The 12,944-nt window shown below is 39.1% G+C and carries 15 protein-coding genes; 2 read left to right on the top strand and 13 right to left on the bottom strand.

Annotated features, from left to right (window positions below; all coding sequences use genetic code 11):
• The 13 genes from ACTHJT_RS11795 to ACTHJT_RS11855 all read right to left on the bottom strand — a co-directional run.
• On the bottom strand, window positions 1–909 hold a 909-nt coding region (locus ACTHJT_RS11795; RefSeq protein WP_440238389.1), incomplete at its 3' end, for a complex I subunit 4 family protein.
• Window positions 910–930: 21 nt separating this feature from the next.
• Window positions 931–2,844, bottom strand: coding sequence for an NADH-quinone oxidoreductase subunit L (gene nuoL, locus ACTHJT_RS11800; RefSeq protein WP_440238391.1), 1,914 nt, complete (start codon window positions 2,842–2,844; stop codon window positions 931–933).
• A 20-nt stretch (window positions 2,845–2,864) separates the two neighbouring features.
• Window positions 2,865–3,158, bottom strand: coding sequence for an NADH-quinone oxidoreductase subunit NuoK (gene nuoK / locus ACTHJT_RS11805; RefSeq protein ID WP_440238393.1), 294 nt, complete (start codon window positions 3,156–3,158; stop codon window positions 2,865–2,867).
• Between the two features lie 13 nt (window positions 3,159–3,171).
• On the bottom strand, window positions 3,172–3,681 hold the full coding sequence (locus tag ACTHJT_RS11810) for an NADH-quinone oxidoreductase subunit J family protein (RefSeq protein WP_440238395.1): 510 nt from the start codon (window positions 3,679–3,681) through the stop codon (window positions 3,172–3,174).
• Between the two features lie 22 nt (window positions 3,682–3,703).
• Window positions 3,704–4,231 (bottom strand): NuoI/complex I 23 kDa subunit family protein, encoded by a 528-nt coding sequence (locus tag ACTHJT_RS11815; protein WP_440238397.1) that lies wholly within the window; start codon window positions 4,229–4,231, stop codon window positions 3,704–3,706.
• A gap of 4 nt (window positions 4,232–4,235) precedes the next feature.
• Window positions 4,236–5,270 carry an NADH-quinone oxidoreductase subunit NuoH gene (nuoH, locus tag ACTHJT_RS11820; protein WP_440238399.1) on the bottom strand — a complete coding sequence of 345 codons (1,035 nt, stop codon included), beginning with the start codon at window positions 5,268–5,270 and terminating at the stop codon, window positions 4,236–4,238.
• A complete protein-coding gene (locus ACTHJT_RS11825; protein ID WP_440238401.1) occupies window positions 5,254–6,225 on the bottom strand; it encodes a 2Fe-2S iron-sulfur cluster-binding protein in 972 nt (323 codons plus the stop codon). Before ACTHJT_RS11825 ends, nuoH begins: the two co-directional genes overlap by 17 nt.
• A gap of 15 nt (window positions 6,226–6,240) precedes the next feature.
• Window positions 6,241–7,587, bottom strand: coding sequence for an NADH-quinone oxidoreductase subunit NuoF (gene nuoF / locus ACTHJT_RS11830; protein WP_440238403.1), 1,347 nt, complete (start codon window positions 7,585–7,587; stop codon window positions 6,241–6,243).
• Window positions 7,587–8,120 (bottom strand): NADH-quinone oxidoreductase subunit NuoE family protein, encoded by a 534-nt coding sequence (locus ACTHJT_RS11835; RefSeq protein WP_440238405.1) that lies wholly within the window; start codon window positions 8,118–8,120, stop codon window positions 7,587–7,589. The genes nuoF and ACTHJT_RS11835 overlap by 1 nt, the downstream gene beginning before the upstream one ends.
• A 14-nt stretch (window positions 8,121–8,134) precedes the next feature.
• On the bottom strand, window positions 8,135–9,355 hold the full coding sequence (locus ACTHJT_RS11840; protein WP_440238407.1) for an NADH-quinone oxidoreductase subunit D: 1,221 nt from the start codon (window positions 9,353–9,355) through the stop codon (window positions 8,135–8,137).
• Window positions 9,356–9,366: 11 nt separating this feature from the next.
• Entirely contained in the window at window positions 9,367–9,870 is a 504-nt protein-coding gene (locus ACTHJT_RS11845; RefSeq protein WP_440238409.1) for an NADH-quinone oxidoreductase subunit C, read from the bottom strand.
• 13 nt (window positions 9,871–9,883) lie between these two features.
• Complete coding sequence (locus ACTHJT_RS11850; protein WP_440238411.1) at window positions 9,884–10,426, bottom strand: NADH-quinone oxidoreductase subunit B; 543 nt, start codon at window positions 10,424–10,426, stop codon at window positions 9,884–9,886.
• Window positions 10,427–10,488: 62 nt separating this feature from the next.
• Window positions 10,489–10,869 (bottom strand): NADH-quinone oxidoreductase subunit A, encoded by a 381-nt coding sequence (locus ACTHJT_RS11855; protein WP_440238413.1) that lies wholly within the window; start codon window positions 10,867–10,869, stop codon window positions 10,489–10,491.
• A gap of 251 nt (window positions 10,870–11,120) precedes the next feature.
• Here ACTHJT_RS11855 and ACTHJT_RS11860 point away from each other — a divergent pair, with 251 nt between their 5' ends.
• Entirely contained in the window at window positions 11,121–12,428 is a 1,308-nt protein-coding gene (locus ACTHJT_RS11860; RefSeq protein ID WP_440238414.1) for a hemolysin family protein, read from the top strand.
• A gap of 178 nt (window positions 12,429–12,606) precedes the next feature.
• The coding region (locus ACTHJT_RS11865; protein ID WP_440238416.1) for a hypothetical protein at window positions 12,607–12,944 on the top strand (338 nt) is incomplete at its 3' end.

Raw genomic sequence — 12,944 nt, forward strand, 5'->3', positions numbered from 1 at the left:
GTGCGCAATCGAAACATAAGCAATCAATGTTTTATAATTGGATTGCTTGATAGCAATGATGGAAGCATAGATGATACCTATAACTGACAGTAACACAGCCAGCCAGCCCCATTCCATTAAAGCAGTAGGGAGAATTGGAAGGATCCAGCGAATAACACCATAGATACCCATCTTAAGCATGATACCACTTAGTAGCATAGTACCAGGAACCGGAGCACTTGTATAGGTTGATGGTTGCCAGGTATGGAAAGGGAAGATTGGCATTTTGATTGCGAATGCCAGAAACAGGCCGGCAAAAATATAAGCCTGTTCGCGTGCATCAAGTTTTACAAGATAAATATTTTCTAGTGCGAATGATTTAATCTCAGCAGACTGATACAGGTAGATAATAGCTGCCAGCATTAATAAACTGCCAAATAAAGTATAAATGAAAAATTTAAACGTAACAAACTTACGGTTTTCATCTCCCCACAATAAACATATAAAGTAGATTGGTATTAATGCTAAGTCCCAGAAGATATAGAACAGAAATAAATCTTTAGATGTAAATACACCAATTAATGCCGATTGCATAATTAATGCTAATACATAAAACAATTTTTTATCCTTTAACGGACCCTGTAATGAAGCTAATAAAATTAAAGGCAACAGGAAGGTAGTTAATAAAACCAATGCCAGACTGATGCCATCCATTCCTACAGCATATTGGATGCCTAAGGATGCAATCCATGGTTGTACCTCGCGGAAGTTCCATCCTTCAGCAGTATTGAAATGTAAATAAGCATAGATTGCAATTGCAAACTCAACGAGCGTTGCAATGATTCCTACTGTTGGTGCCATACGTTGGCCAGCAATAAATACAATCAATGCTGCAACAAGAGGGAAGAATATTAAAAGCGTAGTAATCATGTCTACAGATGTATTACAGTACTAGTTTAAGAACAGTATTAGATTAATAAATAAGATAACAACAATACCAAAGACCATAAATATGGCATAGATATTTACATCACCGGACTGAATGAACCGGATTGTTTTACCGCTCCATTGTACAGACTTGCCGGTAAAGTTTACAACACGGTCAATGAAGAGCTTTTCTAATACCTTGCTGCTGAAATCTGAAAGGAAGGCCAACGGCTTAACGAAAACAGCATCATAGATTTCATCTACATAGAATTTATTGTATGAAAGCTTATCCAGGAATGAAAGTTCTGAGTCTGACGCCGCAGGCATTGTTTTTTTAGAAACATATAGCACATAGGTGGTCAGGATTATTAATACCACTAATATTAAAGCTGCTCCCATTAGCAGGAATTCTGTTGAAGCAGCAATATGCGAAGCTTCCGGCAAGGCTATGTTTGCAGCAGCTAAATAGTGGCTGAACCAGTTATGACCACCCAAAACGTGTGGTACATCAATGAAGCCACTAAATACTGTAAGGGCTGCCAGAACCATTAGTGGAATCGTCATCAATAACGGAGATTCATGCAAATGTTCTTTCTGGTGTGCTGTTCCTCTGAACTCACCAAAGAATGTAAGGAATAACATTCTGAACATATAGAATGTAGTTAGCAATGCCGCAAACACACCCAAGCCCCATTTGATCGGACTAGCTTCAAATGCTAATGCAAGAATTGCATCTTTAGAGAAGAAGCCGGCTAACGGAGGAATACCTGCAATTGCAAGCGTTGCAATTATAAAAGTGAAGAATGTAATCGGAAGCTTTTTCATCAAGCCACCCATTTTACGGATATCCTGTTCACCGCCCATGGCATGGATAACACTACCTGCTCCTAAGAATAATAAAGCTTTGAAGAATGCGTGAGTTGTTACATGGAATACACCTGCTGTATAGCCGCCTAAACCGATTGCCATGAACATAAAACCTAATTGACTCACGGTTGAATAAGCCAGTACTTTTTTGATATCTGTCTGGGTTAAGCCAATCAGTGCTGCAAGAATCGCAGTTGAAGTACCAATAATGTAAATGATATCAAGCGTACACGGCGCAAGGTTATATAGAACGTTTGAACGAGCGATCATATAAATACCTGCCGTAACCATGGTTGCAGCGTGGATCAATGCTGAAACAGGAGTAGGACCCGCCATGGCATCCGGCAACCAGGTGTACAATGGAATCTGAGCACTCTTACCCATTGCACCAACAAACAATAATATCGTTATGGCAAAAATGATTCCGGAGGGTTCATTCGGATTGATGATCTTTAAAGCCTGGTCAAATACTACAGAGTATTCAAGACTTTTAAATTGGTTGTAAATTAAAAGCATGCCAAGCAGGAAGCCTAAATCTCCTATACGGTTCATGATGAAGGCTTTTTTAGCAGCATCATTGTATGCCTGGTTTTTAAACCAGAAACCGATCAGTAAATAAGAACAAAGACCTACACCTTCCCAGCCCATGAACATTACAACATAATTCGAACCCATCACTAATAACAGCATGGAGAATACGAACAGGTTCAGGTAAGAGAAATATCTTGTTATACCTTCATCATCGTGCATATAGCTGATTGAATACACATGTATCAAAAAGCCTACACCAGTAATGATAGACATGAACCAGACAGATAAATTATCTATCTGGAATGAAATTGTAAGATTTAAATCGCCTGCATGAATCCAGTTAAGAATTTCAACTTTACCAGCTGTTAACGTACCTCCGATTGCAGCACATAAAAGGTTCAATACAATTATGAAAGAACCCAATAACATGGCGCTGGCAATATAACCAGAGACAGCTTTAGGTATATATTTATTAAATAAGCTTAATATCAGAAAACCAAGTAGGGGGAGAGCTGGTATTAGCCAAACAAAATCCATCATGATACAGTTATATTTTTATATTACCACTTTAGTTCTTTAAGACTATCAATTTTGATAGAGCCGATATGTCTGAAGATCATTACCAGTATCGCCAAACCAATAGTGATTTCAGCTGCAGCTACCGCCATGATAAAGAAAACAAACACTTGTCCGGATTGATCGTTATGTATCGCTGAAAAATAAACCAATAATAAGTTTACTGAATTCAACATAAGTTCAATTGACATGAACATTACAAGTATGTTTCTTCTGATAAGAACCCCGAAAGCTCCTAACGAAAAAAGTATACAACAAAGCACTAAATATTCAGACATGAGCTTTACTTAATTAATAGTCTTTTAAATCTTTTTTACCCAGCATTACCGCGCCAATCATTGCAGACAGGAACAATACAGAAGTGATTTCAAACGGTAGAAGGAATTCGTTGAACAGAATTTTTCCCAGTTCCTGGGCACTTCCGAAATTACTATCCAGCGTGCTTAAATCAATATGACCTGTCTGGTGTCCTTTTAATAAATAAACCAGAGAGATCAGCAGTAGACCTCCCGCAACAAATGCGGCCAACTTACTTAAGAACGGTTTGCCTGGTTGGGCTGCCGCATCATTTAAGTTTAACATCATGATCACGAAAAGAAACAATACCATGATTGCACCAGCGTAAACAATCAGGTTTACAACTGCAAGGAAATCTGCTGATAGGAGCAACATGTGGCCTGTGATGCAGGAGAATGTAATTACCAGAGATAATACACTATACACAGGGTTTTTAGAGAGAATCACAAATAAGGCACTGCAAAGTGTAATTCCCGATAAGATATAAAATATGATATTAGCCATTTATAAATTCGTTCGTGTGGGCTTATTTTTTGTACGGCTTGTAAGTCTTTGGATGAGCACTTGTTCCTAAAGGTTGCACCAATTTATCTTTTCCATAAATAAAATCTTTACGATTGTATTGTGCAGGTACTAACTCTTCTGTTAAGTATACGGCATCTTTCGGACAAGCTTCTTCGCATAAGCCGCAGAAGATACATCTAAGCATGTTGATCTCGTATAGAGATGCATACTTTTCTTCTCTGTACAAATGCTCTTCACCTTTTTTGCGTTCATCCGCAATAATAGTTATAGCCTCAGCCGGACAGGAAACCGCACACAAGCCACAGGCTGTACAGTTTTCTCTTCCTTGCTCATCTCTTTTAAGGATATGTTTTCCTCTATATACAAAAGAGAACTCACGCTGCTGTTCTGGATACTGAATTGTAGCCTTCTTCTTGAAAAGGTGAGATAGGGTAATTTTCATACCTCCTAATATGGCAGGGATATAAATCCGCTCCATAAAAGTCATCTTTTTATCTACAACTACTTTTGATCTGTTTGTTAATTGCATGACCTTAAGCTTTGAAAATTAATACACATGCACCCGTAATAATGATGTTCGCAATTGCAAGCGGTATCATGATTTTCCATCCAAGATTCATTAACTGATCGTAACGGAAACGAGGTAATGTCCATCTTACCCACATGAATAAGAAGATGAATAAGATAATTTTTGTAAAGAAGAATAACGTTCCAAGGATCGTTACCATGTTCTGATCCAGGTTCAATGCCTCGATGTAAGGAATATCATATCCACCGAAATAGAACGCGCTCATTACCGCAGATGAAATGAACATGTTGATGTATTCTGCGAACAGATACAACCCCAGTTTCATTGATGAATATTCTGTATGATATCCACCTACAAGCTCTGCTTCACATTCAGGTAAATCAAATGGTGTTCTGTTGCATTCTGCAAATGAACATACCATGAAGATGAAGAAACCAAGCGGTTGGTATACAATGTTCCACCAGTCTGTAGTCTGCTGCTGTACGATTTCGCCGATACTAAGTGTTCCTGTTGTCATGATCAAAGCAATAATTGCAAGACCCATGGCAATTTCATAGCTGATCATCTGAGATGAAGCACGAATTGCTCCCATTAAAGAGAACTTGTTGTTGGATGCCCAGCCACCGATCATTACGCCATATACACCAATAGATACTACAGCGAAAATGTACAATACACCGATATTAATATCTGTAACCTGTAACGCAACCTGTACGCCATTAAAGTCCAGATAACTTCCCCATGGAATAACGGCACCTGTTAAACAGGCAGTCATCATGGCAATGGAAGGTCCCAGAATGAACAAAGCTTTATTTGCTGAAGATGGAATAATTTCTTCTTTCATGAAAAATTTAACACCATCAGCAAGCGGTTGTAATAAGCCCAGCGGACCCGCTCTGTTTGGACCGATACGATCCTGAAGTAATGCTGAAACCTTACGTTCAGCATATGTGCTATACATTGCTATTACCAACGATATTGTAAATACCGCAACAACAACGATTGTTTTTTCAAGCAAAAACTCAACGGGTATTTCCATATCCTATTTTCTTCGGTGCTTCAACTTTAATTCCTTTTTGGTATTTGTTCAGTGAAATGACTGAATGACGGTCTATTGCTCTTGGCCCGTCAATAACCCAGTCACTGATTTTCTTATGTTCGAAACGGCAGTCGTTACAAATCCATTCTTCTAATTCACCATATTTATCTTTACGGCCTGTTACACGGTAAACTTCATTATCACTTAACCATACTGTAGTTTTACCACTGCATTTCGGACAATCTCTGTGTGCTTCCATTGGCTTAACAAACCAAACGCGTGATTTGAAACGGAAGGTTTTATCTGTTAAGGCACCAACCGGACAAACATCAATAACGTTTCCGGAGAAGTCGTTATCAATTACATTTTCTATGTAGGTAGAGATTTCAGCTTTGTCACCACGGAACATGATACCGTGTACGCGCTTATCCGTAATCTGGTCTGCAGTAAATACGCAACGGTAGCAAAGAATGCAACGTGTCATGTGTAACTGTATCTTGTCACCGATATCAATGCGGTCGAATTTTCTACGCTCTTCTTCGTAACGTGAACGTGCTGCCCCGTGTTCGTAGGAAAGATCCTGTAAGTGGCACTCGCCAGCCTGATCACATACCGGACAATCAAGCGGGTGATTGATCAACAGGAATTCAACAACACCTTTACGCGCTTCAAGAACTTTTGGAGAAGTTAAGTTTTTTACCACCATGCCATCCATAATAGGCGTAGAGCAGGAGGCTACCAACTTAGGCATCGGGCGGGGATCTTTTTCTGATCCTTGAGAAACTTCAACCAAGCATGTTCTGCATTTACCGCCACTACCTTTTAATTTGGAGTAGTAGCACATTGCTGGAGGGACTAACGAACCGCCGATCTGTCTGGCAGCATTCAGGATTGTTGTTCCTGGTGCTACTTCGGTTGTTTCGCCGTCTATCGTTATTTTGAACAGTTGTGACATAATGTAAGCCTGAAATTAAACTGTTACAGTTTTATAATTTGGAAGGTGAGCCTTGCGGCTGTCCTTAACTTTGTTCGGATATTTAACGTGGTATTCGAATTCTTCTCTGAAGTGACGGATAGCAGCAGCTACCGGCCATGCAGCAGCATCACCCAAAGGACAGATAGTATTACCTTCGATTTTACCTGCGATTTCAACTAATAAGTCGATATCATGCATGTGACCATGACCAAATTCTAAGCGGTGTAATACTTTTTCCATCCAGCCTGTACCTTCACGGCAAGGGCTGCACTGACCACAGGATTCGTGGTGATAGAAACGGGCAAGTGTCCAGGTATTGTGAACGATACATGTAGTTTCATCCATAGCGATAAAGCCACCTGAACCTAACATCGTACCTGTTGCAAAACCACCGTCCGATAAAGATTCGTAACTCATTAAACGAGGATCGCCAGCTGCATTCTTCATGAATAGTTCAGCAGGAAGAATAGGTACTGAAGAACCTCCGGCAATTACTGCTTTCAATTCATGACCTTTTCTGATTCCGCCGCAATATTCGTCTGAATTCAGAAATTCATCAACTGGTAAGCCTAGATCAATTTCGTATACACCAGGTCTGTTAATATGACCGCATGCAGAAATTAATTTTGTGCCAGTACTTTTCCCGATACCCAGCTTTGCATACTCATCGCCACCCATATTGATGATAGGAGTAACTGTTGCAAGTGTTTCAACATTGTTCACAACTGTAGGGCAGTTGTAAAGGCCTGAAATAGCTGGGAAAGGAGGCTTGATACGCGGATTGCCCCGTTTGCCTTCAAGTGATTCGATCAATGCTGTTTCTTCGCCGCATATGTATGCGCCGCCACCATTGTTTACATAGATTTCAAGATTAAATCCTGAACCTAAAATATTTTTACCAAGGAATCCTGCATTCTTTGCTTCTGCTATTGCCTTTTCAAGAATACCAACGATCCACTTGTATTCACCACGGATATAAATGTATGTATTGTTCGAACCTAAAGAATAGCTTGACAAAATTAATCCTTCGATTAAGATATGAGGATTTTTTTCCATTAAGTATCTATCCTTGAATGTGCCCGGCTCGCTTTCATCGGCATTACATACCAGGTATCTTGGATTGCTGGATTTGCGATCCAGGAAACTCCATTTCATGCCAGTAGGGAAGCCTGCACCACCACGACCTCTAAGACCAGACTTCTTAACTTCTTCCATCACGTCGTCAGGAGACATTGTTTTTAAAGCCTTTTCTACTGCTCTATAGCCACCTTTGGAACGGTAAACCTCATAGGTTTCTATTCCTGGTACATTGATGTGTTCAAGTAGTAACTTTGTAGCCATTAGATTGAATATTTTTTAAATGGATCAAAATCCGGCTGACCAAATACTTCGATGATTTTGTCGATCTTTTCTTTTGTCAGATTTTCATAATAATATGTTCCGATCTGGGCCATTGGAGCGGTTCCGCAAGACCCCATACATTCAACAGCCTTGATGGTGAATCTGCCATCTGCGCTTGTCTCATTTAATTTTATACCAAGCTTACCTTCTGTGTATTCGATCAGCTCTTCAACACCGTTTAAGCAGCATGGACCAGTCTGGCAAAATTCAAACATGCATTTTCCAACAGGCTTCAAATTGTACATGGTGTAGAATGAAGCTACTTCATATACTTCAATAGGGGTAATGTCTAATAGGGAAGCAACATAGTCCATTAATGGAGCACTCAACCAGCCGCCAAACTCGTCCTGCGCCATATGCAAAACAGGTAGCAATGCTGATTTTTGTCTGCCTTCCGGATAACGTGTTTTCATTTCCTGAATTTTGTTCAGGCTAGCTTGTGAAAACTGGAATTGGTGTTGTGTTTGTTCCATCCGTTTTTATATAATTAAGCGTCCATCTCACCTGCAATCAGGTTCAGACTACTCATTGTAACAACTGCATCTGAGATTAGCTGACCTTTCACCATCTCAGGGTATGCCTGATAATAAATGAAGCAAGGTCTGCGGAAGTGTAATCTGTATGGAGATCTTCCACCGTCACTCACCAGGTAAAAGCCTAACTCACCGTTAGCACCTTCTATTGAATGGTAAACTTCACCCTTAGGGATTTCTGTTTCACCCATAACAATTTTGAAGTGGTAGATCAATGCTTCCATTTGAGAGTATACATCTTCTTTTGGAGGGAGGTAGAAGTCTGGAACTTCTGCATGGAATACACCTTTAGGTAGAGCTTTGATTTTTTCCATTGCCTGACGGATGATACTTAAGCTTTCCCACATTTCTTTATTACGAACCATGAAGCGGTCGTATGTATCACCATTGATACCTATAGGTATTGTGAAATCAAAATCCTGATAAGAGCTGTATGGAGAAGTAACACGTACATCGTAATCAACACCAGCTGCTCTTAAGTTCGGACCTGTGAAGCCATAGTTTAAAGCGCGTTCGCCAGTGATAGCACCCGTACCGATGGTTCTATCCATGAAAATTCTGTTTCTGTTGAACAGATTTTCAAATTCTTTTAATACTGCCGGATAATCAGCAAGGAACTTATCAATCTTGCGCATCGCAATATCATTGAAATCTCTTTCAAAGCCACCGATACGCCCCATATTTGTTGTTAGACGGGCACCACAGATCTCTTCAAATATTTCGTAGATCTGTTCACGTGATTGCATGATGTATAAGAAACCTGTAAAGGCGCCTGTATCAACACCAAGAATTGAATTACAGATCAGGTGATCGGCAATACGTGATAATTCCATAATTACCACACGCATATATTCAACACGCTTCGGCAGTTCGATACCCGCAAGTTTTTCAACTGTCATATGCCATCCCATATTGTTTATTGGAGATGAACAATAGTTCATGCGGTCTGTAAGTGTTGTGATCTGATAAAATGCTCTGCGTTCAGCAATTTTTTCAAATGCTCTGTGTATATAGCCAACAGTAGGAACGGCATCCATGATCCGTTCACCATCCATTTTTAATATATTCTGAAATACGCCGTGGGTTGCAGGGTGAGTAGGACCTAGATTTAACGTGGTTAAATGGTCTGTGTCAATGTGGTCAAGCTCCTGCTTATTTCCGCCTGTAGTGATCATGTGTATATCGATTATCTACCAAAGAAAGAATCATCTTTATCGTGACGTGTTGGATCTTCCAACGCGTATTCTTTTCTCATCGGGTGATACCCAAGATCGTCCACATTTAAGATGCGGATAAGATTCGGGTGGCCTGTGAAGATTATACCAAAGAAATCATATGTTTCTCTTTCCATCCAGTTTGCAGACTGGAATAATGTAGTTGCAGAATCAATGTAAGGATCTGCCTTAGGGAAGAACGCTTTAACACGAATGCGAACATTTTCAGGTAAGTTATGCAGGTGGTAAACAACGCCTAATAAATCTTCTCCGCCGGGATAATGAACGCCGGTTAAATCGGTTAAAAAAGTAAAGCCTAATGAAGGTTCGCTGTAAAGAAAATTCAACACGTTCATGTTGTATGTTCTTTCAACAGTAATAGTAAGCATACCATAAGATTCTTCAGTAGAAATTATTTTGTCATCAAAACGATTTTTAAGAGAATCTATGATGTGTTGATTCGTAAGTGTTCCCATGAAGTTGCTCGAATTATTCAATCTCGTATTTGGCAAGTAATGCTTTGTATTCCGGAGATTCACGTCTGCGGAGAGACTCTGTGCTTGCAAGATCCTGTACACGCATCAATCCCTGAATGATTTGCTCAGGACGAGGGGGGCATCCTGGTACATAAACATCAACCGGAATGATTCTGTCGATGCCTTGTAATACGCTGTATGTGTCAAAGATACCGCCGCTTGATGCACAAGCGCCAACAGCAACTACCCATTTGGGCTCAGCCATCTGTTCATATACGTGGCGTAATACCGGTCCCATTTTCTTGGCAATGGTACCCATCACTAAAAGGACGTCTGCCTGACGTGGAGAGAAGCTCGGGCGTTCTGCACCAAAACGAGCAATGTCGTACGTTGATGCCATAGTAGCCATAAATTCAATCCCACAACAGGAAGTTGCGAAAGGTAATGGCCATAAAGAGTTTTTCCTTGCCAGGCCGATTACTGAATCTAATGATGTTGCGAAAAAACCCGGACCTTCAAATCCGTCTGGTTTTTCATCTATTTTAATATCACTCATATCCTAAGACACTTTCGGGTATATTTTTATAACCTTAAACAAATAATCTGCACAAAAGGTTGTTATTCCCAATCTAAAGCTTTTTTCTTGATCACGTAGATAAAGCCAATCAATAGAGAAGACATAAACAGCAACATTTTTATAAAGCCTTCCCACTTATTTACAGCTTCTGCGAAGTGATTGAAATTAACAGCCCAAGGGTAGAAGAAGATAACTTCCACATCAAACAGAACAAATAATGTAGCCACTAAAAAATATTTGATTGAGAATTGTACCCGCGCATTACCTACCGGATCAAGACCTGACTCAAATGCATCTAATTTCTTTTTGGTTTTTACTTTAGGACCTAATAACCAGCTGGCTAATAAAGTTACTGAAATAAAGCCTAGGGTTACCATCAACTGAATGGCAATAGGAAGATATTCGGTGTAGTTGGTGTTCATATGATGTTGTATCAGATACTATACTTCTACATATAATAATCCATCAAAAATATGTAAATTCAGTCAAAAAAAAAGGTTTTTAGCTTATTTATAATGTTTCTAAACGCTATTTTTTTCAACATACGACGTATCAGATTTTTAAGGTAAACTGCTCTTTTCTACGCAAAGATATCTTTAACTAAAACATTAAATATTGTATATTTGCTTCATATTCTTAATTGGTTGTAACATAGCAGCCAATTGAAACTTAAATGATATTATTATATATTTTCATTACTCTTTTTCTTGTTGCCTTAAATGGTTTTTTCGTTGCAGCAGAATTTGCTATTGTTAAGGTAAGATCTTCACAGCTGGAAGTTAAGGCTTCAACCGGTAATTCAAGAGCACAGGTCGCTTTGCTGATTCTTCAAAATCTGGATGAGTATCTCTCTGCAACGCAGTTTGGCATTACCTTGGCCAGCTTAGGATTAGGTTGGGCTGGCGAAAGAGTCGTTATGCCACTGGTTTCCGCGGCGTTTGATATGTTTGCAATTTCGATTCCGGAAATTTATCTGCATGAAATTTCTTTTGGTATGTCGTTTACCCTTATTACGATCATGCATATTGTATTTGGGGAACTGGCACCTAAATCCATTGCCATTCAACGGGCAGAAAGTGTTGCCTTGGGAATTGCTTATCCACTCCGCGTATTCTATCTGATTTTCAAACCGTTTATTTACCTGTTGAATGGCTTTGCATCCTTTATTCTGAAACTGGCGGGCTTTTCCAATGCCAGTGAAAAAGAACTACATTCTGCTGAAGAACTTGAGCTGTTAATTGACCAGGGAAGGATCAGCGGTGCTTTAGATGTAAGTGAACACCAGTTGATTAAAAATGTATTCGGTTTTATTGATGTGACTGTTCGTCAGGTTATGACTCCCAGAACCAGCATCAATGCTATTGATATTGACCTGCCGCTTGAATATATATTAACGAAGGTTGTAAATGAAGGGTATTCAAGACTCCCTGTTTATAAAGATAACATCGACAATATAATAGGTGTCTTATATACAAAGGACCTGTTGAAGATGATGAACAAAGGAGACACGATAGAACTTCAGGCGGCAATGCGTCCACCGTATTTCGTTCCTGAAACGAAAAAGATTAATGAGCTTCTGAAAAATCTTCAGGCTAAGCATTTGCACATGGCTGTTATTATTGATGAGTTTGGCGGTGTAGCAGGGATCGCAACAATTGAAGATATCATTGAGGAACTGGTAGGGGAAATTCAGGATGAACACGATGATGAAGCTCCCGTAGTTGAACAGGTAGCTGCTGATGAATATATTGTAAATGCCTTAGCAAACATTCAGGATGTAAATGAACTCTTGCCAGTACCTTTGCCGGAAGGAGCAGAGTATGATACGCTTGCCGGTTTATTGATTAAACTCTTCTCTCGTATTCCTGATCTGAGTGAAAAAATTACTTTTGAAAATTATCAATTCACAATTTTGAAGAAAACTAAACAAAGCATTTTATTGGTTAAATTGAATAGAATCGAACTTTCAGAAGAAACTTAAGTTAAATTTACTTATATGGATTATTTATGAGATAGCTGTTAACTATCTCATTTTTATTTAATTATAAAAATTTGTATTTTTTTGTTAAAAAATAGTACTGTTATTATTATTATAAATAAACTTATTTTTATTATATTCGTATAGTCAATCAGGTTATATCTTTAAACGGGAATTGTAAATGGTAAAGAATTTTGTTGCTCTCGGAATACTATTAAGTGTATTTTTATCTTCAAGTTCATTTATTGCAAACAACCCTACGGTTAACAAGAAGGGCACTTTCACCTATTATATTAATGACAAGCCTTTTGTAATTGAAGGTGTTACCGGCAGCTACAGAAAAATCACCGGTGGTGAATTTCAATTGTCATTCAGTAACGACAGATTTATAAAATTCACTTTTATGAATCCTGTTCAGGAATCTAAAATTGATTTATCCCAGCAAAGCAGAGCAGCGTTTATTCGCTACGAAGATCCTTCAACGAGCTTGGTTGCAAAACCTTCAACAGGTTATGTATT

The sequence above is a fragment of the Cytophaga sp. genome (assembly GCF_051961495.1).
Taxonomy (GTDB): domain Bacteria; phylum Bacteroidota; class Bacteroidia; order Cytophagales; family Cytophagaceae; genus Cytophaga.

Coding starts and splice junctions, on each gene's coding strand:
- ACTHJT_RS11845 (WP_440238409.1), bottom strand. CDS start 9,870: ATGGGAACACTTACGAATCAACACATCATAGATTCTCTTAAAAATCGT.
- ACTHJT_RS11855 (WP_440238413.1), bottom strand. CDS start 10,869: ATGAACACCAACTACACCGAATATCTTCCTATTGCCATTCAGTTGATG.
- ACTHJT_RS11850 (WP_440238411.1), bottom strand. CDS start 10,426: ATGAGTGATATTAAAATAGATGAAAAACCAGACGGATTTGAAGGTCCG.
- nuoF (WP_440238403.1), bottom strand. CDS start 7,587: ATGGCTACAAAGTTACTACTTGAACACATCAATGTACCAGGAATAGAA.
- nuoL (WP_440238391.1), bottom strand. CDS start 2,844: ATGATGGATTTTGTTTGGCTAATACCAGCTCTCCCCCTACTTGGTTTT.
- nuoK (WP_440238393.1), bottom strand. CDS start 3,158: ATGTCTGAATATTTAGTGCTTTGTTGTATACTTTTTTCGTTAGGAGCT.
- ACTHJT_RS11810 (WP_440238395.1), bottom strand. CDS start 3,681: ATGGCTAATATCATATTTTATATCTTATCGGGAATTACACTTTGCAGT.
- ACTHJT_RS11825 (WP_440238401.1), bottom strand. CDS start 6,225: ATGTCACAACTGTTCAAAATAACGATAGACGGCGAAACAACCGAAGTA.
- ACTHJT_RS11840 (WP_440238407.1), bottom strand. CDS start 9,355: ATGATCACTACAGGCGGAAATAAGCAGGAGCTTGACCACATTGACACA.
- nuoH (WP_440238399.1), bottom strand. CDS start 5,270: ATGGAAATACCCGTTGAGTTTTTGCTTGAAAAAACAATCGTTGTTGTT.
- ACTHJT_RS11835 (WP_440238405.1), bottom strand. CDS start 8,120: ATGGAACAAACACAACACCAATTCCAGTTTTCACAAGCTAGCCTGAAC.
- ACTHJT_RS11860 (WP_440238414.1), top strand. CDS start 11,121: ATGATATTATTATATATTTTCATTACTCTTTTTCTTGTTGCCTTAAAT.
- ACTHJT_RS11815 (WP_440238397.1), bottom strand. CDS start 4,231: ATGCAATTAACAAACAGATCAAAAGTAGTTGTAGATAAAAAGATGACT.